This window comes from Kocuria palustris, assembly GCF_016907795.1.
Classification (GTDB): Bacteria; Actinomycetota; Actinomycetes; order Actinomycetales; family Micrococcaceae; genus Kocuria; species Kocuria palustris.
In genome coordinates this window covers 105345-125505 of sequence record NZ_JAFBCR010000001.1, presented here as the reverse complement: position 1 = coordinate 125505, position 20161 = coordinate 105345, and the positions used below count along the sequence as shown (strand labels likewise).

The window sequence follows — 20161 nt, the reverse complement described above, 5'->3', positions numbered from 1 at the left end:
CCGTCGGGGCCTTCTCACACGGTGACCAGCGGCGCGATGGCCTCCATCATGGCCGGGCCGATGCCGGAGACGTCATCGAGCTCCTCGACCGAGCGGAATCCGCCGATCTGCTCTCGGTGCTCGACGATCCGCTGAGCCAGAACGGGTCCGACCTTCGGCAGCTCCTCGAGCTGTGCAGCCGTGGCGGTGTTGAGATCGATCGCTGCGCCCGTGGCCGCAGGCCCAGCCCCCTCCTCGGGGCTCCCGCCTGCGGCTGCCCCTGATCCTGCGGCGGCAGATCCGTCCTGAGCGCTGCCGGTGGCAGTCTGTCCGCCGGATCCCGAGGACGGCATCGGCGGGTCCTGCTCCCACTGCTCCGCCAGTGCTTGGTCCGGGATGACGATCTGGACGCCGTCGGCCGCGGGGGCCGCCATGTTCACCGCATCGGTCACGGCCGACTCGCTCAGCCCGCCGGCGGCCTCCACTGCATCGGCCACGCGGGACCCGGCCGGCAGCTCGACCACCCCGGGCTCGCCCACCTCCCCCACCACATGGACCGTGACCGGGCTGCCGGAGGCCGGTGCGTCGACTGTCCCTGCGCTGGCTCCGTCCCCGGCCGCACCGAGCGCTCCCGCCCCCTCCACGGATCCGCCCTCCGCTGCCGCCTGCGAGGCACCCGCCTGCTCGTCCACGACGGGTCCTGCGGACGACGGAGCCGAGACCACGGCCTCCTGCTCGCGCCCGCGAAGCAGGACCGAGACCACCACCAGGATCAGCACCAGACCCGCGATCGCCAGTGTGGCCCAGGGCAGACGCGCGCGGATGGGCGAGACCCAGGGCTGCTCGTCGGGATCCAGCGGCAGAGCCCTCGGGCCAAGGGGCTCCGCAGACGAGCTCGACCCCGACGCGGGCGGCGCGGCGAGCAGCCGTCGGCGCCTGGCGGCCGCCCATCCGCTCTCGGCAGGTGCCGACTCCGCGGACTCGGTCTCGGGTGCCGAGGCAGAGTCCTCCACCCAGTCCTCGGGGCGGTCGTCGTGGGGCAGGTCGTGGCCGGTGGCGCGCAGGTCGTCATCCAGCAGTCCGCGCAGGCGCTCGACGGGCCGCTCTCGCTCCAGACGGCGCCGTCCGCGATGGGTCACAGGGGTCATGCCCCCAGTCCACTGCGGCAGCAGGATCCCGGCGGGCCGCGCAGGTGCGCAGCAGAGGCTTCACCCCGCGCTTGGGAGAATCCCGACGCTGTGGAGACGCGGGGCAGGCGCGCGGGCAGCAGAGCCGCCCGGCTCAGCCGTGGATGATCACGCTGAGCGCCCCGGCACCGGCGTGGGCGGCGAGCACCGCGGGCATGGGCACGCAGCGGGCGCGGGCGTCGGGACAGTGCTCGGCCACCAGCTGCTCGGCGAACTCCTCGGCGCGCTCCCGGCCGTGGTCGTCGAGCAGGTGGTGCACGGTGACCTCGGGGACGTCCCGGGTGGAATCCCGCAGCGCACGACCCGCTCGGCGCAGCAGCCTCGTGCGGGCGCGCTGCTCGGTCATGGGCAGCTCGGCGATCGCAAGCTGGCCGTTGACCAGACGCAGCACCGGGCGCACCTGCAGCATGGAGCCCAGCGCAGCCACGGACGGAGGGATCCTCCCGCCGCGGCGCAGCGCGTCGAGCCCGGGCACCCACAGCAGCAGCTGGCTGGCCGCGCTGCCGGCCCGCGCCGCCTCGGCCGTCTCTGCCAGATCGGCCCCTGTGCCGGCGGCCTCCCACGCCTCCATGACGCCGCGGCCCTCGGCCATGGCGATCGTGCGCGAATCGACGATCTCCACCGGGATCCCGACGGCAGCCGAGGCGATCCGGGCCGAGGTGGCGGAGCCGGAGAGCTGGGCCGAGCAGTGCACCGAGACGATGCCCTCGTAGCCCTGCGCCTCCAGCTGACGGTACTGGCGCAGCAGCTGACCCGGCGACGGCCGAGAGGTCACCGCGCTGCGCCCGGCCGCCAGGGCCTCCTCGACCACCGCGAGCCAGTCGTCGCGGTCCTGGTCGAGATCGGTGTCATCGACCGACACGGGCATGGCCGCGACGGCCAGCCCGGGACGGCCGGAGCGTGCCACGGCGCGCTCGTCCTCGTCGGTCAGCACCGACGACGCGTCCGCCGCGCCCTCCGTGCGTTCGGGGTCCTGGCCGGCGACGTCTGCGCCGGCAGACCCGCCCGCCGGCGGGAAGACCCACTCCGGCGGCAGGGCTGCGGCGTCGTCGGTGACGACCGCTGTCCTGCGCTGGCCGGACATCTCAGACCACGATGTTCACGAGCTTGGGGGCCCGCACGATGACCTTGCGGATCTCGGCGTCGCCGATCGCCCGCTGCACGGCCTCGGAGCCCAGCGCGAGCTCGCGCAGGTCGTCCTCGGCGATGTCCACGGGCACCTCCAGGCGGTCCTTCACCGTGCCCTTGACCTGCACGACGGCGGTGATCGTGTCGTCCACCAGCAGCGACTCGTCGACGACCGGCCAGCCGGCATCGATCACCGCCGAGTCGTGGCCCATCGCATGCCACATGTCCTCGGCCGTGTAGGGAGCCACCAGGGACAGCAGCACGGCCACCGCTTGGGCGCCCTCGCGCACAGCGGGATCGGCGGCACCGGCCCCGGAGTCGATCGCCTTGCGCAGCGCGTTGACCAGCTCCATCGCCTTGGCGATCACCACATTGAACTTGCGGTTCTCCAGCGCGGACTCGGCCTCGGCGACCGCGCGGTGGGTCGCCTGGCGCACGGCGACGTCGCCGGCGGCCGGATCGGCGTCGACGGCGCTGCCCGAGGCGGCGACGTCCTGACCCACGCGCCAGGCGCGGCCCAGGAACTTCTGGGCGCCGCCCGGGGAGACATCCGCCCAGTCGACGTCGTCCTCCGGCGGGGAGGCGAAGACCATGGTCAGGCGCACGGCGTCCACGCCGAAGGCGTCGAGCTGCTGGCCCAGGTCCACGCCGTTTCCCAGGGACTTGGACATGGCCTTGCCCTGATTGAGCACCTGGCCCTGGTTGAGCAGACGGGCGAAGGGCTCGTCGTGGTCGATCATGCCAAGGTCGTACAGGACCTTGGTGTAGAAGCGGGCGTAGAGCAGGTGCAGGATCGCGTGCTCCACGCCGCCCACGTACTGATCCACCTGGCCCCAGCGGCGCACGGCCTCCGGATCGAACGCGGCCGTCTCGTCCTGCGGGGACACATAGCGGTAGTAGTACCAGGACGAGTCCACGAAGGTGTCCATGGTGTCGGTGTCGCGCAGGGCGGGCCCGCCGCACGACGGGCAGGCCACGTTCACCCAGTCCTCGACCGAGGCCAGCGGCGACTGGCCCTTGGGCGCCAGCTGCTCGCCCCTGAGATCCTCCGGAAGCCGCACGGGCAGCTGGTCCTCGGGCACCGGGACCTCGCCGCACTGCGGGCAGTGGATGATCGGGATCGGGGCGCCCCAGAAGCGCTGGCGGGACAGCAGCCAGTCGCGCAGGCGGTAGTTGATGTGCCGAGCACCGGCATCCGCGGCCTCGAGCAGCTCGATGGCCTTGTCGATCGCGGCGTCCTTGCTCAGCCCGTCGAGCTCTCCCGAGTTCATCAGGACGCCGTCGCCGCCGGTGGCCGCGCCGGTCTCGGACGGGTCCTCCGCCCCGGTGTCCACCACCGCGCGCACGGGCAGGCCGAAGGCGCGGGCGAAGTCGAGGTCGCGCTGATCGTGGGCGGGCACGCCCATGACCGCTCCGGTGCCGTAGTCGGCCAGGACATAGTCCGTGGCGTAGACGGGCAGGCGCTCGCCGTTGAGCGGGTTCACGGCCCAGCGGCCCAGGAACACGCCGGTCTTGGTGCGGTCCGTGGCCTGGCGTTCGATGTCCGAGACGGCCTTGAGGGACTCGCGGTACTCGTCGAGCTCCTGGGCGTGCTCCTGCGCCACGAGATCCTGCGCCAGCTGCGAGTCGGCTGCCACCACGAAGAACGTGGCGCCGAAGATCGTGTCCGGACGCGTGGAGAACACGGTCAGCTCGCGCTCGACCGCCGCGTCGTCGGCGTCCCGGTCCACGATCCCGAAGGAGACGTGGGCGCCCTGCGAGCGTCCGATCCAGTTGCGCTGCATGGACAGCACGCGCTCGGGCCAGGCGCCCTCGAGCTGGTCCATGTCATCGAGCAGCCGATCGGCGTAGTCGGTGATCTTGAAGTACCACTGGTTCAGCGACTTCTTGGTCACGGGCGTGTGGCAGCGCTCGCAGGCGCCGTCGACGACCTGCTCGTTGGCCAGCACCGTCTGGTCCTTGGGGCACCAGTTCACCGGGGAGTTCTTGCGATAGGCCAGCCCGCGCTGCCAGAACTGCAGGAACAGCCACTGCGTCCAGCGGTAGTACTCGGGATCGGAGGTGTGCAGCTCCCGGGACCAGTCCACAGCGATGGCGTAGCGCTGGAACGAGGCCTTCTGGGTCTCGATGTTGCGGTAGGTCCACTCGGCCGGGTGCGCGTCGTTCTTGATCGCCGCGTTCTCCGCCGGCAGCCCGAAGGAGTCCCAGCCGATGGGGTGCAGGACGTCGAAGCCCTTCTGGCGCCAGTAGCGGGCGACCACATCCCCCATGGCGAACGCCTCGGCGTGGCCCATGTGCAGGTCGCCCGACGGGTACGGGAACATGTCCAGCACGTAGCGCCGCGGCTTGGAGCCGTCGTCGAGGGGACGGAAGACGTCGTTGCGCTCCCACCAGCCCTGCCAGCGTGCCTCGAGCTCGTGGGCGTCCCAGACCTGCCCGGTCGTCTCTTCCTGGCCATCCTGCTGCGTGCTCACGTGCCTGCCTTCATCCGCCGGGGCTGCCCCGGCTGTCTCTCGTCCGACTGCTGTGCGGTCCTGCCGGGGCGCTGGGCCCGGCCGCCGTGCGCCATCCGCGCCGGGAGCCCGACGGGGCTGCGACCATGACGCGATGACGCCGCCATCCTATCCGCGCCGGGGGCCCGCGGCGTCCGAGGCCCTCCGTAGACTCGGGCCCGAGCAGACACGGACAGATCCGCCCGGAGAGGAACGCGTGCAGCAGAATCCGCAGGCCGAGCAGCGCAGCATGAGATTCGACGGGTACAAGACCCGCTACTGGTTCTACGACATCGACACGCAGCGCAAGCCGCTGCTCGTGATGGTCCACGGCTTCCGCGGCGACCACCACGGCCTGCAGCTGATCGCCGACCGCCTGCGCGATCGCTACCACGTGGTCGTGCCGGATCTGCCGGGCTTCGGACGCTCGGAGCCGTTCCCCCAGGACCCGCACGACGTCCCCCACTACGTCGGCTTCCTGCGCCGGTTCATCACCGAGCTCACCGATGGCGCGGTGCATCCGCAGGGCGAGCGAGGGGTGCTGCTGCTCGGGCACTCCTTCGGCTCGGTGATCGCCTCGCACCTGGCCGCCGAGCACCCGGCCATGGTCGAGCAGCTGCTGCTGCTGAACCCCATCTGCGAGCCGGCGCTCAGCGCCCAGGACGCAGCCGCCACCAAGATCGCGGACGCCTACTACACCCTGGCCATGCGCCTGCCGAAGGCCATGGGCGAGCGCCTCCTGCGCAGCCACGCGGTCAGCGACCTTATGAGCCGGGAGTTGACGGTCTCCCAGGACCCGCAGCTGCGCAGCTACGTGGAGAACCAGCACCGCGCGTACTTCGGCTCCTTCGCCGATCGCCGCGTGGTGGCCGAGGCCTACCGCGCCTCGATCTCCGGCACCGTCGCCGAGGTCGCGCCGCTGCTGTCCATGCCCGTGCTGCTCGTGGTGGGCGCCCAGGATCCGCTGGGCTCCGTCGAGGCGCAGGAGAGGATGGCCACCTGGATCCGCCGGCGCCGCCTGGTGATCCTCGACGACGTCGGCCATCTCATCCACTACGAGAAGCCCCTCGAGACCGCCGAGCTGATCCACGAGTTCGTGCAGGGCCCGGATCCCGAGCCCATCGATGTCCACGACGAGCTGCCGCCCATCGATCAGGCTCGGCCGAACACCTCGCAGTTCACGCAGCTGCTGCCGATCGTGCGCAGGGGGCGGCGATGACCGGCCCCCTGCACCTGGTGCTGGATGCCCGATACGTGCGGGTGGGACCGCACGACGGCATCTCGCGCTACAGCGCAGGACTGGCCCACGGGCTGGCGCAGCTGGCCGCGCAGGATCCCTCGCTGCGGGTCGAGCTGATGATCTCGGATCAGGCTCAGCTGCAGCACCTCCCGCGCCTCGAGTGGTTCATGGGGCCGGATCCGGTCTCGGCCGGGGAGCTGCTCACGAGCCGGCTGCTCAACCGCCGGGGTCCGGATGTGGTCTTCTCCCCCATGCAGACCATGGGGGCGCTGCGGCGGCGCTTCGGGCTGATCCTCACGCTGCACGACCTGATCTACTACGACCACCCCGCGCCCCCGCCGGAGCTGCCGCTGCCCGTGCGTCTGGGCTGGCGCGCCTTCCACCGTGCCTCATGGCCGCAGCGCCTGGCCCTGAACCGCGCCGACGCCGTGGCCACCGTCTCCCAGACCTCCGCGGGGCTGATCCAGGGCAGGCGCCTGAGCGATCGGCCCGTGCGCGTGATCCCGAATGCCGCGGCTCAGGACTCGATCGTCAGCGAACAGACCGCGCTGCAGCGGCTGGACGAGCGCGACGACTCGATGGTCTACCTCGGATCCTTCATGCCGTACAAGGACGTGGAGACCCTGGCACGCATGGCGGCACGGCTTCCGCCCCGGCGGCTGCACCTGCTCTCGCGGGTCACCCCCGCCCAGCAGGAGCGCCTGGTGCAGGCCGCCGGACCCGAGGCCCGGCTCGTCTTCCACAACGGGGTCTCCGAGCAGGAGCACGCGCGTCTGCTGGCAAGAGCGGGAGTGCTCCTGCACGCCTCGCGGGCCGAGGGCTACGGCCTGCCCCTGATGGAGGCGTTCTGCGCGGGCACCCCCGTGGTGTGCACGGACATCCCGATCTTCCACGAGGTCTGCGGCCGGGCCGCCGCCTACTGCCCTGCCGGCGACGACGCTGCCTTCGCCCGCGCCGTCACCGAGCTCGAGGACCCGCAGGTGGCCCAGGCCCGCGTGCTGGCGGGGCTCGAGCGGGCGGCGTCCTGGACCTGGCGGGACTCGGCCGAGTCCCTGGTGGAGCTGGCCCGGGAGATCGAGCGCAGCCGGCGCTCCTGAAGCCGACGCAGCCGCCGTCCCGGTCTCGTCCCTGTCGCCTCGTCTCAGAGCAGGTCGGCCACGTCGCAGCGGACGTTGACCGGGGCGTGCTTGCGCTGAGCGGAGGCCTCGGCACGAGCTGCGCGCAGCCGTCGAGTGACCTCGGCGGCCTGCGAGTACGTGAAGAACAGCAGGAGGCGGTGGGCCTCGTCGTCGTCGGGAAGTCCGCCGAGGACGTCTGCGGAGGCGGCCTCTGACTGCGGGTCCTCTGCCTCCTCGTCCCAGCGCTGATGGACGGGAGCAGGGCCCACGGTGCGGACGTCGTCGGGCAGATCGACCAGCTCCAGGAAGGCCTCGAGCGCCGGCAGCGGTCCGGTCAGGGCGGCGCAGCGCACGGCCGGCGGCAGCTGCAGGGTCCGGCGCTCGGCCAGCTCGCGGGCGGCATGGCCGCGCACGTCCCAGCGCACGAGCGAGGCCACGACGCGCTCGTGCTCCGAGGTCACCACCACGGTTCCGCCGGCGCTGCCGCGGCGCACGAGCGAGGCGGCGTGCACCCACTTGCGCAGCACCTCCTCCTCGACCCGCAGCCCGGGCCGGGAGAGCATGCGATCGCCATCGAGCAGCAGCGCCGCGGCGTAGCCGCCCTCCGCCTGCGGCTCAGCCCCCGGTGTGGCCACCACGAGCGCCGGTGCCGCGGGGATCTCCCGGCGGACCTGATCGCCCGAGGACCAGATCACCGGCACCTGCGGGAACGCCCTGCCCAGCTCCTCGGCGGTGCGCTCCGAGCCCACGGAGGAGAAGCGCCACTGGGTGGCACCGCAGTGGCCGCAGGACCAGTTCGCCGCCTGGCGGGCGCACCAGCCGCACTGCGGCAGCCTGCCGCGGGCCAGCACCGACAGGGGTCCGTCGCAGACGGTGCAGCGCGCGGCATTGCGGCAGCGCTGACAGGTCAGCGACGGGGCATATCCCGTCCTGGCCACCTGGACCAGGACCGGACCGTCGGCCAGGGCGCGACGAGCCACGCGGAACGCGGTCTCCGGCAGCCGGGCACGGCCTGCCAGGGGGTCGTGCGCCTCGTGCCAGGAGTCCGAGGTCGACTCGATCCGCGGCATGTTCGCCCGCAGGACCGGGCGCTGGGCGGCGATCGAGCTCGCCCAGCCGGTCTCCACGAGCCGCTCGGCCTCCGGAGTCACGGCCTGGCCCATGACGAGCAGGCCGAGATCGTCGTGCTGTGCGCGCAGCAGCGCCACATCGCGCGCGTGGTGGTACGGCGCTCGGGGTTCCACGAGGCTGTGGTCGCCGTCGTCGACGACCACGATCAGGCCGAGGTCCTCCACCGGCGCCCAGACCGCCGGGCGAGTGCCGATCACGACCCGCGCGTGGCCCTCCAAGGCCTGGACGAAGGCCCGATAGCGCGGGGTCGGCTTGTCCTCGCTGTGCAGCCGCGCCACGAGCTGCGGCTCCACGACCGCCTCCACAGCGCGCTGGGCGCGCTCGAGGGTCTTGTGGTCCGGGACCACCACGACGCTTCCGCGCCCCGACTCCAGCGCCGCGGCGACCGCCTGGGCGATGAGGTCGTAGAGGTCGTGCTCGGGGTGCGACGGCAGGGCCTGCACCACGGCCCGCACCCGCTGCCCGCCGCGCAGGGCCTCGATCGCCTCACGGCCGCCCACGTACTCCGACCAGGCGCTCGGGGCCGCAGGCTCAGCTGCGATCAGGGGTCGGGCCCTGTGCGCCGCGGTCTCCGGGTCAGCTTCGGCCTGCGCGTCCGGGAGGGCCTCAGCGGCTTCTTCGGCACCGGGATGACCGGCCCGCTGCGCAGCACCCGGATTCACGGCGGCGACTGCTGCTGAGGCCTCGGCCGAATCGCGGGCGGCCAGAGCGGCCTTCTCGACGGAGGCCACGCGCGGGGGCACCGCGCAGCGCAGGACATCGGCGACCGTGCCGGCGCAGCGCTGTGCCGTGAGCTCGGCGACGGCCAGCACCTGCGGCACGAGCACCGGAAGGGCGGACTGCAGCGACAGAATGGGCTGCAACCGATCGAAGGCGACCTCCGATGACGCGGTCCGCTCGACGATCCAGCCGCGCATCTGCTGCCCGCCGAAGCGCACGCGGATGCGCGTCCCCGCCTGGGCGCCCTCGGAGAGGTCCTGGGGCACGCCGTAGTCGAACAGCCGGTCCAGGTGCGGCAGGTGCGATTCGAGCCGCACACGGGCCACCGGATCGGTCTCGGCCAGGTACGCCGGCTCGAGCGGGCCCGAGCGGTGCCGGGCGCCGCGGCCTCCGGACGCACCGCGCCCACCGGCGCGTGCGCTCCGGACGGGCTCGGCCATCAGCGCCAGCTGCTCTGGCCCCTGCTCCTCCGCCGGGGCCGGCCGCTCGGGGTCACGCCCGGGCGTGGGCGGCACCTGCTCGGGTGCACGCTCGGTCGCGAGCGGAACCCGATCTGGTGCCTGCTCGGGCGTGCGGTCGGCCGGCACGGATCAGGCTCCGACCGCCGATCGCAGGGCGTCCACGCGATCGGTCTTCTCCCAGGTGAAGTCGGGGTCCTGGCGGCCGAAGTGACCGCCGGCCGAGGTCTTGGCGTAGATGGGCCGCTGCAGCTGCAGGTCCTCGATGATCGCCAGCGGTCGCAGGTCGAAGACCTCCTCCACGGCGGACTCGATGCGCGCCGGGTCGACGGTCTCCGTGCCGAACGTATCCACGTAGACCCCCACGGGGCGGGCCTTGCCGATCGCGTAGGCCACCTGGACCTCGGCGCGCGCTGCCAGGCCCGCCGCCACGACGTTCTTGGCGACCCACCGCATGGCGTAGGCCGCCGAGCGGTCCACCTTGGACGGATCCTTGCCCGAGAAGGCGCCGCCGCCGTGGCGGGCCATTCCTCCGTAGGTGTCCACGATGATCTTGCGCCCCGTCAGACCGGCATCTCCGACCGGTCCTCCGGTGATGAAGTCCCCGGCCGGGTTCACGATGACCTTCAGCTCCGAGAGATCCAGCCCGGTCTCCTCCAGGACGGGGTCGATCACCGAGGCGCGGATGTCGTGGCGCAGCTGCTCCAGGGCGTAGTCCTCGGCGTGCTGGGCGGAGACCACGACGGTCTCCACGGCCACCGGGGTGATGCCGTCGTAGCGCAGCGTGACCTGGGTCTTGCCGTCCGGTCGCAGGTGGGGCAGCACCGCGGACTTGCGCACGCGGGTGAGCTGCTCGGAGAGGCGGTGCGCATAGTAGATCGGCGCCGGCATGAGGACATCGGTCTCATTGGAGGCGTAGCCGAACATGATTCCCTGATCGCCCGCGCCCTGGGCGTCGCGCGGATCCCGGGCAAGGCCCTCGCGGGACTCCAGGGAGTGGAAGACGCCGTCGTAGATCTCCGGGGACTGCTCCCCCACCGAGATGGAGACGCCGCAGTACTTGCCGTCGAAGCCCTGGACCGAGGAGTTGTAGCCGATGTCCAGGATGGAGCGGCGCACGATCGAGGGGATGTCGACGTAGGCCTCCGACTTGACCTCGCCTGCGACGTGGACGAGCCCGGTAGTGGCCATGGTCTCCACAGCCACCGACGAGTTCGGGTCGTCGGTGATCAGGGCGTCGAGGATCGAGTCCGAGATGCGATCGCAGATCTTGTCCGGGTGGCCCTCGGTCACGGATTCCGAGGTGAACAGGCTCATGCGGCCTGGCGTCTGGGCCCTGCGGGCGCTGCTGGTGGCAGAAGGCGTCGAAGTCACGCCTGCCAGGGTACCGCCAGCCCACGACGTCCCAGCGCGTCCGCAGCATCCCCGGACACGGCGCGTCTCAGTCGGCTCGGCCCACTCGCTGCGCGATGCGCCGAGCCAGTGCCGCTGCGACCTCGGCCTTGGTGCCGTGGACGGTCTCGTCCGGCGCCGCACGGCCCTGCACCGGAGCCTCCAGGATCGTCACGCGGGTCGTGTCCTGGCCGAAGACGAGGTCGGTGCCCACCTGGTTGACGCACAGCAGGTCGCATCCCTTGCGGACGAGCTTGGCCCGGCCGAACTCGAGCGGATCCGTCTGCGCATCGCCGGTCTCGGCGGCGAAGCCCACGATCAGCTGCTCCCGCCCGGAGTCGTCCCGCGCCTGGACGAGTCCGCGCAGGATGTCGGGATTGCGGGTCAGCACGATCGTGGGGGCGTCGTTGTCGTCGTCGGTCTTCTTGATCTTGGACTCGGCGATCTCCGCCGGGCGGAAATCGGCCACCGCCGCGGTCATGACCACGACGTCCGCCTCCCGCGACAGCCGCTGCATGGCCTCCTGCAGCTCGAGGGCGGTGCCGACGCGGTGCACGCTCAGTCCCTCGGCGCCCTCGGGCAGGGCGACCTCCGTGTGACCGGCCACGAGGTCCACCTGCGCACCAGCGGCCTGCAGAGCGCGGGCCACAGCCAGGCCCTGCTTGCCGGAGGAGCGGTTGCCCAGGAAACGCACCGGGTCCAGCGGCTCCTGCGTGCCGCCCGTGGAGACGACGGCCCGCAGCCCGGACAGCGACGGCCTGGTCGGGGTCCGCGCGGGTTCGGCCACGAGCGCCAGGGCGGCGTCGCGGATCGCCTCCGGATCCGGGAGCCGTCCGGGGCCGGTGTCCTGTCCGGTCAAGCGCCCGGAGGCCGGGTCGAGCACGTGGCGGCCCTGGCGGCGCAGCGCGGCGACGTTCTCGCGCACCGCGGGGTTCTCCCACATCTGGGTGTGCATGGCCGGGGCCAGCAGCACGGGAGCCTCGGTGGCCAGAAGCGTGGTGGTGAGCAGGTCGTCGGCCAGCCCGTGCGCGGCGCGCGCCAGCAGATCCGCGGTCGCCGGCGCCACGATCACCAGGTCCGCCGCCTGGCCCTGCCGGACGTGGTTGACGGTGTCCACCCGGTCGAAGACATCGGTGCTCACCGGCTCGCCGGACAGCGCCTCCCAGGTCGGCGCGCCCACGAACTCGAGGGCCGCGCGCGTAGGCATGGGCACCACATGGTGTCCCGCCTCGGTGAGCAGCCGCAGCAGCAGCGCTGACTTGTACGCGGCGATCCCGCCGCCGATGCCCAGGACGATGCGCATGGACCGGCCCCTTCTGTTGCTCGCGTGGCGGCCGCAGTGCCGGGGCACCGCGGCGAGGGTAAGGCGACGGCCGGTCGGGAGCTGGTCCCGACCGGCCGTCGCTGTGCGCAGGCAGACTGCGCTGGGGCTGGCGCCCCGGTGGCTCAGTTCTCGGAGGGCTCGTCCGAGGGGATCTCCGCCTGCTCCTCGGCGGCCTCGGCCTCCGGAGCGGCCTCCCCGGAGCCCTGGTCCTCCGCGTTCTCGGAGAACACCATGGACGAGTCGATCTCCCCGCCCTGCTGCTCGCCGAAGTAGTCCGCGTAGAAGTCGTCGACGCCGAGCTCGCGCTCGGGAACGGCCTGGCCGTTCTCGGAGAACCCGACGTCCGAGACCTCGGTGGCCTCGATCAGGTTCTCGTCGATCTCGCGCATGGCGATCGAGAGGCTCTTCTCGTTCGGCTGGACCTCTACCAGCGGGCCGACGTACTCGAACAGGCCCTCGTGCAGCTGCGAGTAGTAGGCGTTGATCTGCCGGGCGCGACGTGCCGAGAAGATCACGAGTCCGTACTTGGAGTCGGCCTTGGTGAGCAGGCGGTCGACGGGCGGATCGGTGATGCCCTGGTGCTGAGTGGACAAGGAGTCTCTCCTGACGCTCTTTCGGTGCGGAGCAGCGGGGCTGCTCCCGTGATGTTCGCGGTGCGGGCGCGGGCGCCGCACGAAGTCTGCGATGCCGCGGGGGCGACGGGTTCGCGGCCTCAGGCGCAGGTGCGCGGGTCGAGCCCCATGAGCTCGACGAGCCTCTGCGCGGCGGTCTCCACCTGGTCGTTGACGACGGTGTGGTCGAACTCCGGCTCCGCAGCAAGCTCCATCTTAGCGGTTTCGAGGCGGACCTGCTGTTCCTCGGGACTCTCGGTGCCTCGACCGGTCAGCCGGGCGACCAGCTCCTCCCAGGTGGGAGGGGCCAGGAAGACCAGCTGCGCCTCCGGCATGGACTGCCGGACCTGGCGCGCCCCGGCCAGATCGATCTCCAGCAGGACGCGGCGTCCGGCGGCGACGGCGTCGAGCACCTTCTGCCTCGGCGTCCCGTAGCGGCTGCGGTTGTGCACCACTGCCCACTCGAGCATCTGGCCCTCGTCGACCATGCGCTGGAACTCGTCGTCGTCGACGAAGAAGTAGTGCACGCCCTCCTGCTCGCCCGGGCGCGGCGCGCGGGTGGTGGCCGAGACCGAGAGCCAGACATCCGGGCAGTGGTCGCGGATGTACGTGGAGACCGTGCCCTTCCCGACGGCCGTGGGCCCGGCCAGCACGGTGACGTGCTCGGGGGCGATGCTCGCTCCGGTGTGCTCCTGCGGCAAGGATGCTCCTCCAGCTGCTGTTCAGTCTGCGTCCTGCGGATGGGAGCCTCAGGATACCGCCGATGACGAAGGCGCCCCGCCTGCTTCCGCGAATCGACGGAAGGAGGCGGGGCGCCTCGTCTGGAAGCGGCCACAGGACCGGGCGGCCGCCGGCTCAGCGATCGAGCTGATCGATCAGAGCCTTGCGCTGGTGCACGCCCAGGCCCCGCACGCGGCGGGTCTTGGCGATGCCGATCTCCTCCATGATGGCCGCGGAGCGGACCTTGCCGATGCCCGGAGCGGACTCCAGCAGGTCGGAGACCTTCATGCGGCTCAGCGCCTCGTCCTCCTCGGCGCGCTGAAGGATCTCCGCCACCGTGATGGAGCGATCCTTCAGCTTGGCCTTCACCTCGGCGCGCACCGCGCGAGCGGCGGTCGCCTTCTCTCGGGCCGCAGCCCGTTCCTCATCTGTCAGCAGGCGCAATGCCATGACCGGTTCCTCCCTATGAACACCAGTTCTCGCTCGCCGTTCGCCCATGATCCGACCAGGATCGAGGTCGACGCGCTCGCGCAACTGTATGCACATTCGTTGGAATGGTCATAGCGGAGGTGGTATCTGACCTGGGCCGATACCCCGGTGGATCGGGTTCCGCGACCGGCAGCCGGGGCGGTCTAGGCGGCGGAGAGCTCCGGGGACAGCTCGGCCTGAGCAGCGCTGACGGCCCCCTGCAGGGCCTGGGGCTCGGGTCCGGCAGCGAGGATACCGCGCGAGGAGTTCACGAGCACCCGTCCTCTGACCTGGGCGAACATGGCACCGAGATCCTGAGCGGTCGCGCCCTGGGCGCCGTAGCCCGGAGCCAGGACCAGGCCGTCGAGGCCGGCCAGGTCCACTCCGACCTGCGCGATCGCCTCTCCGGTGGTCGCTCCGACGACGAGTCCGTGGGGCCCCGTAACGAAGCGGTCATAATGCGAGTCCTCACCGGGCATGACCTGCACCGACGCTGAGAGAGCCCCGGAATTGCGCTGGGAGACGGCCTCCGCGACGGCGGCTGCCACTGACTCCGGAGCCCCTCGGTGCTGCACCGAAGCGCCCTCGGGATTGGAGGTCAGGGCCAGCACGAAGGTGCCGCGACCCGTGGCCTCGGCCAGCTCGAAGGCCGGCTCGAGGGCCCCGGCGCCCAGGTACGGGCTCAGCGTCACGGCATCGGCGCGAAGCGAGGACTCCTCGGCCAGCCAGGTGCGGGCATAGGCCTGCATGGTGGAGCCGATGTCCCCGCGCTTGGCGTCGGCGATGGAGAGGATCCCGGCCTGACGGCAGGCCTCCAGGGTCTGCTCCAGGACGCCCATCCCGGAGGAGCCGTAGGCCTCGTACCAGGCCACCTGCGGCTTGACCGCGGCCACCCGGCCCTCGAGGGCCTCCACGACGCCCATGGAGAAGCGCAGCAACCCGGCCGGGGTCTGGGGCAGCCCCCAGGCCTCCAGCAGCGAGGGATGGGCGTCGATCCCGACGCACAGCGGACCGTGCTCGGCGATCGCCGCCGCCGCGCGGGTGCCGAAGCTGGGTGCCGCCGGCTCAGCCACGGGCGGGCTCCGCCGACTCGCGGGCGGCGGCCACAGACTCGCGCAGCCTCTGCTCGTGGACCTGCAGCGGCGTGACGTCCCAGGTGTGCTCGCGCAGCGCCGTCACGGCCTGCACCACGGCACCCAGCTGGGCCACGGTGGTCACGATCGGCATGCCGACCGAAGTAGCCGCGGCTCGGATCTCGTAGCCGTCGCCGCGGGAGTCCCCGCCGCTGGAGGGCGTGTTGAAGACCAGGTCGATCTCGCCCGCCTCGATCAGGTCCACGACGGTGCGCTCCGTCGAATCGCGATCGGAGATCTTGGCGACCACCGTCGAGTCGATCCCGTTGCGGCGAAGCACCTTGGCGGTGCCGCCGGTGGTCACGATCTCGAAGCCGAGGTCGCGGAACATGCGCACATAGGCCACCGCGGCGCGCTTGTCCTTGTTCGCGACCGAGACGAAGACCCGGCCCTGCGTGGGCAGCGCCACCCCCGCGCCGGCCTGGGCCTTGGCGAAGGCGGTGTCGTAGTGCTCGTCCAAGCCCATGACCTCGCCGGTCGAGCGCATCTCGGGGCCCAGCAGCGAGTCCACGGCACGGCCCTCGGCGGTGCGGAAGCGGGCGAACGGGAGCACGGCCTCCTTCACGGCCACCGCGGCGTCGTCCGGCAGGTGCGAGCCATCGCCCCCGGGCAGCAGCGTCCCGTCGGCCCGCAGCTGCCGGATGGAGACTCCGGTGCCGATCAGCGCCGCAGCCTTGGCCAGCTGCACGCCGGTGGCCTTGGAGACGAACGGCACGGTGCGCGAGGCGCGCGGGTTGGCCTCGATGACGTAGAGGATGTCCGCGGCCAGGGCGAACTGGATGTTGATCAGCCCGCGCACCCCCACACCGGCGGCGATCGCCCCGGTGGCCTGGCGCACGCGCTCGAGCACGTCCGGGCCCAGGGTGACCGGCGGAAGGGTGCATGCCGAGTCGCCGGAGTGGATGCCGGCCTCCTCGAGGTGCTCCATGATCCCGCCCACGTACAGGCTCTGTCCGTCGTAGAGGGCGTCGACGTCGATCTCGATCGCGTCCTCGAGGAACTTGTCGATCAGCGCCGGGCGCTGCGGCGAGACCTCGGTCGCGTTCTCCAGGTAGGTGCGCAGCTGGTCATCGCCGTAGACGATCTCCATGCCGCGCCCGCCCAGCACGTACGACGGGCGCACGAGCACCGGGTAGCCGATCTCGGCCGCGATCGTGCGGGCGTCCTCGAAGGTCGAGGCCGTGCCGTTGCGCGGCTGAAGCAGCCCGGCATCGTGGAGCACGCGGGCGAAGGCGCCGCGGTCCTCGGCCAGGTCGATGGCCTCCGGCGTGGTGCCCAGGATCGGGACCCCGGCGGCCTTGAGCTGCGCGGCCAGCTTCAGCGGGGTCTGACCGCCCAGCTGCACGAACACGCCCAGCAGCCCGCCGGTGGCCCGCTCCGCGGCGATGACCTCCATGACGTCCTCGAAGGTCAGCGGCTCGAAGTACAGGCGCGTGGAGATGTCGTAGTCGGTCGAGACCGTCTCCGGGTTGCAGTTGAGCATCACGGTCTCGTAGCCGGCCGCGCCCAGGGCCATCGAGGCGTGCACGCACGAGTAGTCGAACTCGATGCCCTGCCCGATGCGGTTGGGCCCGGAGCCCAGGATCAGCACCGAGTTCGCCGAGTGCTCCCCGACCTCCGTCTCCTCGTCGTAGGACGAGTAGTGGTACGGGGTGTAGGCCTCGAACTCGGCCGCGCAGGTGTCCACGGTCTTGAACACCGGGCGCACGCCCAGGGCGTGGCGCACCCCGCGCACCACGTCCTCCGAGACCAGGGCCAGCCGGCCGATCTGCTCGTCGGAGAAGCCGTGGCGCTTGGCCAGGCGCAGCGTGTCCTCCCTGAGGTCCGGATCGGCGCGCACCGTCTCGGCGACCTCGTTGAGCAGGCTGATCTGGTCCAGGTACCAGGGGTCGATCCCGGTGGCCTCGTGGACCTGGTCGATGCTCGCGCCGTTGAGCAGCGCCTGCTGCACCGCGTGGATGCGCTCGGTGGTCGAGGCGCGGGTGGCATCGATCAGGCGCTGGATCCCGTGCGGGCCCATCTCGACCTCGGGGCGGGCGAAGTCGAAGCTCGAGCCCTTCTGCTCGAGCGAGCGCATGGCCTTCTGCAGCGCCTCGGTGAAGCTGCGCCCGATGGCCATGGCCTCGCCGACCGACTTCATGGTGGTCGTCAGCGTGGGATCGGCGGCCGGGAACTTCTCGAAGGCGAAGCGCGGGCACTTCACCACGACGTAGTCGAGCGTGGGCTCGAACGACGCCGGGGTCTTCTTGGTGATGTCGTTGGGGATCTCATCGAGGGTGTAGCCCAGCGAGAGCTTGGTCGCGATCTTGGCGATCGGGAAGCCGGTGGCCTTGGAGGCCAGGGCCGAGGAGCGCGAGACGCGGGGGTTCATCTCGATGACGACCACGCGTCCGGTCTCCGGCTCGACCGCGAACTGGATGTTGCAGCCGCCGGTGTCCACGCCGACCTCGCGGATCACGGCGATCGAGATGTCGCGCAGGTTCTGGTACTCCCGGTCGGTCAGCGTCAGCGCCGGGGCCACCGTGATCGAGTCGCCGGTGTGCACGCCCACGGGGTCGAAGTTCTCGATCGAGCAGACCACCACGACGTTGTCGTTGCGGTCGCGCATCATCTCCAGCTCGTACTCCTTCCAGCCCAGGATCGACTCCTCGAGCAGGACTTCGGAGGTCGGGCTGTACTGGATGCCGGCGCCGGCGATGCGGCGCAGGTCGGCCTCGTCGTAGGCCAGGCCCGAGCCCAGGCCGCCCATGGTGAACGACGGGCGCACGACCATCGGGTAGCCGAGCTCCTCGGCGGCGGCCAGGGCCTCATCCATTGAGTGGACGATGATCGAGCGGGCGGACTCGGCGCCGCAGCGCTCCACGACGCCCTTGAAGGCCTCGCGGTCCTCGCCCAGGTTGATCGCCGCGATGTTCGCACCGATCAGCTCGACGTCGTACTTCTCGAGCACGCCGTTGGCATCCAGGGCGATCGCGGTGTTCAGCGCGGTCTGCCCGCCGAGGGTGGGCAGGATCGCGTCGGGGCGCTCCTGGGCGATGATCTTCTCGACCACCTCGGGGGTGATCGGCTCGACGTAGGTGGCGTCGGCGAACTCCGGGTCCGTCATGATCGTGGCCGGGTTCGAGTTCACGAGGATGACCCGCAGGCCCTCCTCCTTGAGAACCCGCAGGGCCTGGGTCCCCGAGTAGTCGAACTCGGCTGCCTGACCGATCACGATCGGGCCGGAGCCGATGACCAGGACGCTGTTGAGATCGTTCCTGCGCGGCATCAGTTCTTGGCCTCCTGGCTGGCGGTGCTCTGGGTGGTCTCTGCGACGACGGCCTCAGCCTGCGCGCCGCCGGTGAAGGGCTCGCGGGTGCGCAGCATGTCGACGAAGCGGTCGAAGAGGTAGGCGGCGTCGTGCGGACCGGCCGCCGCCTCGGGGTGGTACTGGACGGAGAACGCGGGGATGTCCAGGCAGTTCAGGCCCTCGACCACCTGGTCGTTGAGCCCGATGTGGCTGACCTCCACGCGCCCGAAGCCGCCGGCCGGGGCCTCGACGGGCCCGTCGAGCGGGGCGTCGACGGCGAAGCCGTGGTTCTGCGCGGTGATCTCCACCTTGCCGGTGCGGCGGTCCAGCACGGGCTGGTTGATGCCGCGGTGGCCGAAGGGCAGCTTGTAGGTCCCGAAGCCCAGGGCCCGGCCCAGCAGCTGGTTGCCGAAGCAGATCCCGAAGAACGGGGTGCCCGAGCGCAGGACGTCGCGCAGGACCTCGATCTGGGCCTCGGCGGTCTCCGGGTCGCCGGGGCCGTTGGAGATGAACACGCCGTCAGCGCCCAGCTCGCGGATCTGCTCGACAGTGGTGGCTGCCGGCAGCACGTGCACGCGCAGCCCGCGCTCGGCCATGCGCCGCGGGGTCATGGACTTGATGCCGAGGTCGATCGCGGCGACATCGCCGATGACCTCGCCGTCCCAGCCGTGCTCGGACGGCTCGATCGTGTGGGCCTGCTCGGTCGTCACGGTCTCGGCCAGGCGCTGCCCGGCCATCGAGGGCTGCTCGCGGACCTCCGCCAGCAGCTCGTCGACGGTGCGCGAGCCCAGGGCCTCGCCCGAGAAGATCCCGGCGCGCATGGACCCGGCGCTGCGCAGGTGGCGGGTCACCGCGCGGGTGTCGATGTCGCGGATGCTGACGATGCCCTGCTCGGCCAGCAGCTCGTCCAGGGTCTTCTCATTGCGCCAGTTCGAGGCCACACGGGCGGCGTCGCGCGCGGCGTAGCCGGCGACCCACACGCGGCGGGACTCGTCGTCCTGCGCGTTCGTGCCCGTGTTGCCCACGTGCGGAGCGGTCATGACCACGATCTGGCCCGCGTACGACGGGTCGGTCAGGGTCTCCTGGTAGCCCGTCATCCCGGTCGAGAACACAGCCTCGCCGAGGGTGCGGCCTTCAGCGCCCCAGGCGCTGCCGCGGAAGGTGCGCCCGTCCTCCAGGACGAGGATCGCAGGGGTGAGGGGGTGTGCGGTCACGGAGCAGTCTCCTGGTTCTGCGATGCGGAAGCGGCGCCCTCGTGGGGCGTCTCGGAAGTCTGTGCGGTGCCGTAGGCGGCCAGCGCCTCGAGCAGCCGGGGGCGATCCTGGGAGCCCTGCGGCCGGAAGCCGGTGTCCACCGGCTCGCCCGCGAAGTCCCAGGTCACCATGACGAGCCCGCCGGGCTCGACGAACTTGCCGACCATGCCGGAGCCGGTGCCGTAGTCGGTGACGCGCTCGGCGGCGATCCACACGGGCTCGGCGCCCGTCCGGTCGATGAGCAGGCCGTCCTCGTAGAGGAAGACCCGGGCCCGGGTGCGCACGCCCAGGCCGTGGCCGACCAGGCGGTCCATGGTATTGCCGTGGCGGGTCGTGGCCACGTACATGCCGTCCACGTGCCCGAGCGGGTCGCGCTGCTCGATGTCCGAGGGCAGCTCAGGCAGCGGCGCACGGGACTCGTCGCGGTTGCGGCGACGGCGCCAGGCCAGCGCAGCCGGCACCAGGACCACGAGCACGACGGCGATGCCCCACAGGGCGGTCTGCAGCCTGACATCCAT

At 71.8% G+C, this 20161-nt stretch carries 15 protein-coding genes; 2 read left to right on the top strand and 13 right to left on the bottom strand.

Translation table 11 applies throughout. The annotated features are described in order from the left end of the window. Positions 1–14: 14 nt before the first annotated feature. From JOE55_RS00535 to leuS, 3 genes are all read right to left on the bottom strand, one after another. Complete coding sequence (locus JOE55_RS00535) at positions 15–1127, bottom strand: ComEA family DNA-binding protein (RefSeq protein WP_204781688.1); 1113 nt, start codon at positions 1125–1127, stop codon at positions 15–17. 133 nt (positions 1128–1260) lie between these two features. Beyond that, positions 1261–2250 carry a DegV family protein gene (locus tag JOE55_RS00530; RefSeq protein ID WP_204781687.1) on the bottom strand — a complete coding sequence of 330 codons (990 nt, stop codon included), beginning with the start codon at positions 2248–2250 and terminating at the stop codon, positions 1261–1263. Position 2251: 1 nt separating this feature from the next. Continuing rightward, positions 2252–4768: a leucine--tRNA ligase gene (gene leuS / locus JOE55_RS00525; protein WP_204781686.1), complete on the bottom strand. Its 2517-nt coding sequence runs from the start codon at positions 4766–4768 to the stop codon at positions 2252–2254. A 235-nt stretch (positions 4769–5003) separates the two neighbouring features. On the opposite strand from leuS, the gene JOE55_RS00520 reads away from it, so the two are divergent. Beyond that, on the top strand, positions 5004–6005 hold the full coding sequence (locus JOE55_RS00520; RefSeq protein ID WP_204781685.1) for an alpha/beta fold hydrolase: 1002 nt from the start codon (positions 5004–5006) through the stop codon (positions 6003–6005). Continuing rightward, positions 6002–7123 (top strand): glycosyltransferase family 4 protein, encoded by a 1122-nt coding sequence (locus tag JOE55_RS00515; RefSeq protein WP_204781684.1) that lies wholly within the window; start codon positions 6002–6004, stop codon positions 7121–7123. The genes JOE55_RS00520 and JOE55_RS00515 overlap by 4 nt, the downstream gene beginning before the upstream one ends. 44 nt (positions 7124–7167) lie before the next feature. Here JOE55_RS00515 and JOE55_RS00510 read toward each other — a convergent pair whose 3' ends face one another. The 10 genes from JOE55_RS00510 to JOE55_RS00465 form a co-directional block, all read right to left on the bottom strand. Then, entirely contained in the window at positions 7168–9582 is a 2415-nt protein-coding gene (locus JOE55_RS00510; RefSeq protein WP_204781683.1) for a primosomal protein N' family DNA-binding protein, read from the bottom strand. Positions 9583–9585: 3 nt separating this feature from the next. Continuing rightward, positions 9586–10770 carry a methionine adenosyltransferase gene (gene metK, locus JOE55_RS00505; RefSeq protein ID WP_024290517.1) on the bottom strand — a complete coding sequence of 395 codons (1185 nt, stop codon included), beginning with the start codon at positions 10768–10770 and terminating at the stop codon, positions 9586–9588. Positions 10771–10894: 124 nt separating this feature from the next. Further along, on the bottom strand, positions 10895–12148 hold the full coding sequence (coaBC, locus tag JOE55_RS00500) for a bifunctional phosphopantothenoylcysteine decarboxylase/phosphopantothenate--cysteine ligase CoaBC (RefSeq protein WP_204781682.1): 1254 nt from the start codon (positions 12146–12148) through the stop codon (positions 10895–10897). Between the two features lie 143 nt (positions 12149–12291). Beyond that, positions 12292–12762, bottom strand: a complete 471-nt coding sequence (gene rpoZ, locus JOE55_RS00495; protein ID WP_204781681.1) for a DNA-directed RNA polymerase subunit omega — start codon at positions 12760–12762, stop codon at positions 12292–12294. Positions 12763–12881: 119 nt separating this feature from the next. Further along, positions 12882–13481: a guanylate kinase gene (gene gmk, locus JOE55_RS00490; RefSeq protein WP_006213269.1), complete on the bottom strand. Its 600-nt coding sequence runs from the start codon at positions 13479–13481 to the stop codon at positions 12882–12884. Positions 13482–13635: 154 nt separating this feature from the next. Continuing rightward, positions 13636–13950, bottom strand: a complete 315-nt coding sequence (gene mihF / locus JOE55_RS00485; protein WP_006213270.1) for an integration host factor, actinobacterial type — start codon at positions 13948–13950, stop codon at positions 13636–13638. A gap of 182 nt (positions 13951–14132) precedes the next feature. Beyond that, entirely contained in the window at positions 14133–15041 is a 909-nt protein-coding gene (pyrF, locus tag JOE55_RS00480) for an orotidine-5'-phosphate decarboxylase (RefSeq protein ID WP_204781680.1), read from the bottom strand. Further along, complete coding sequence (gene carB, locus JOE55_RS00475; RefSeq protein WP_204781679.1) at positions 15034–18369, bottom strand: carbamoyl-phosphate synthase large subunit; 3336 nt, start codon at positions 18367–18369, stop codon at positions 15034–15036. The genes pyrF and carB overlap by 8 nt, the downstream gene beginning before the upstream one ends. After that, positions 18369–19604, bottom strand: coding sequence for a glutamine-hydrolyzing carbamoyl-phosphate synthase small subunit (carA, locus tag JOE55_RS00470; protein WP_024290523.1), 1236 nt, complete (start codon positions 19602–19604; stop codon positions 18369–18371). The genes carB and carA overlap by 1 nt, the downstream gene beginning before the upstream one ends. Further along, positions 19601–20161, bottom strand: a complete 561-nt coding sequence (locus JOE55_RS00465; RefSeq protein WP_024290524.1) for a PH-like domain-containing protein — start codon at positions 20159–20161, stop codon at positions 19601–19603. The genes carA and JOE55_RS00465 overlap by 4 nt, the downstream gene beginning before the upstream one ends.

Bases quoted from the DNA above. Each gene is read 5' to 3' on its own strand.
- carB (WP_204781679.1), bottom strand. From the start codon at position 18,369: ATGCCGCGCAGGAACGATCTCAACAGCGTCCTGGTCATCGGCTCCGGC.
- JOE55_RS00515 (WP_204781684.1), top strand. From the start codon at position 6,002: ATGACCGGCCCCCTGCACCTGGTGCTGGATGCCCGATACGTGCGGGTG.
- coaBC (WP_204781682.1), bottom strand. From the start codon at position 12,148: ATGCGCATCGTCCTGGGCATCGGCGGCGGGATCGCCGCGTACAAGTCA.
- mihF (WP_006213270.1), bottom strand. From the start codon at position 13,950: ATGGCATTGCGCCTGCTGACAGATGAGGAACGGGCTGCGGCCCGAGAG.
- JOE55_RS00535 (WP_204781688.1), bottom strand. From the start codon at position 1,127: ATGACCCCTGTGACCCATCGCGGACGGCGCCGTCTGGAGCGAGAGCGG.
- JOE55_RS00465 (WP_024290524.1), bottom strand. From the start codon at position 20,161: ATGGATGTCAGGCTGCAGACCGCCCTGTGGGGCATCGCCGTCGTGCTC.
- metK (WP_024290517.1), bottom strand. From the start codon at position 10,770: ATGAGCCTGTTCACCTCGGAATCCGTGACCGAGGGCCACCCGGACAAG.
- JOE55_RS00530 (WP_204781687.1), bottom strand. From the start codon at position 2,250: ATGTCCGGCCAGCGCAGGACAGCGGTCGTCACCGACGACGCCGCAGCC.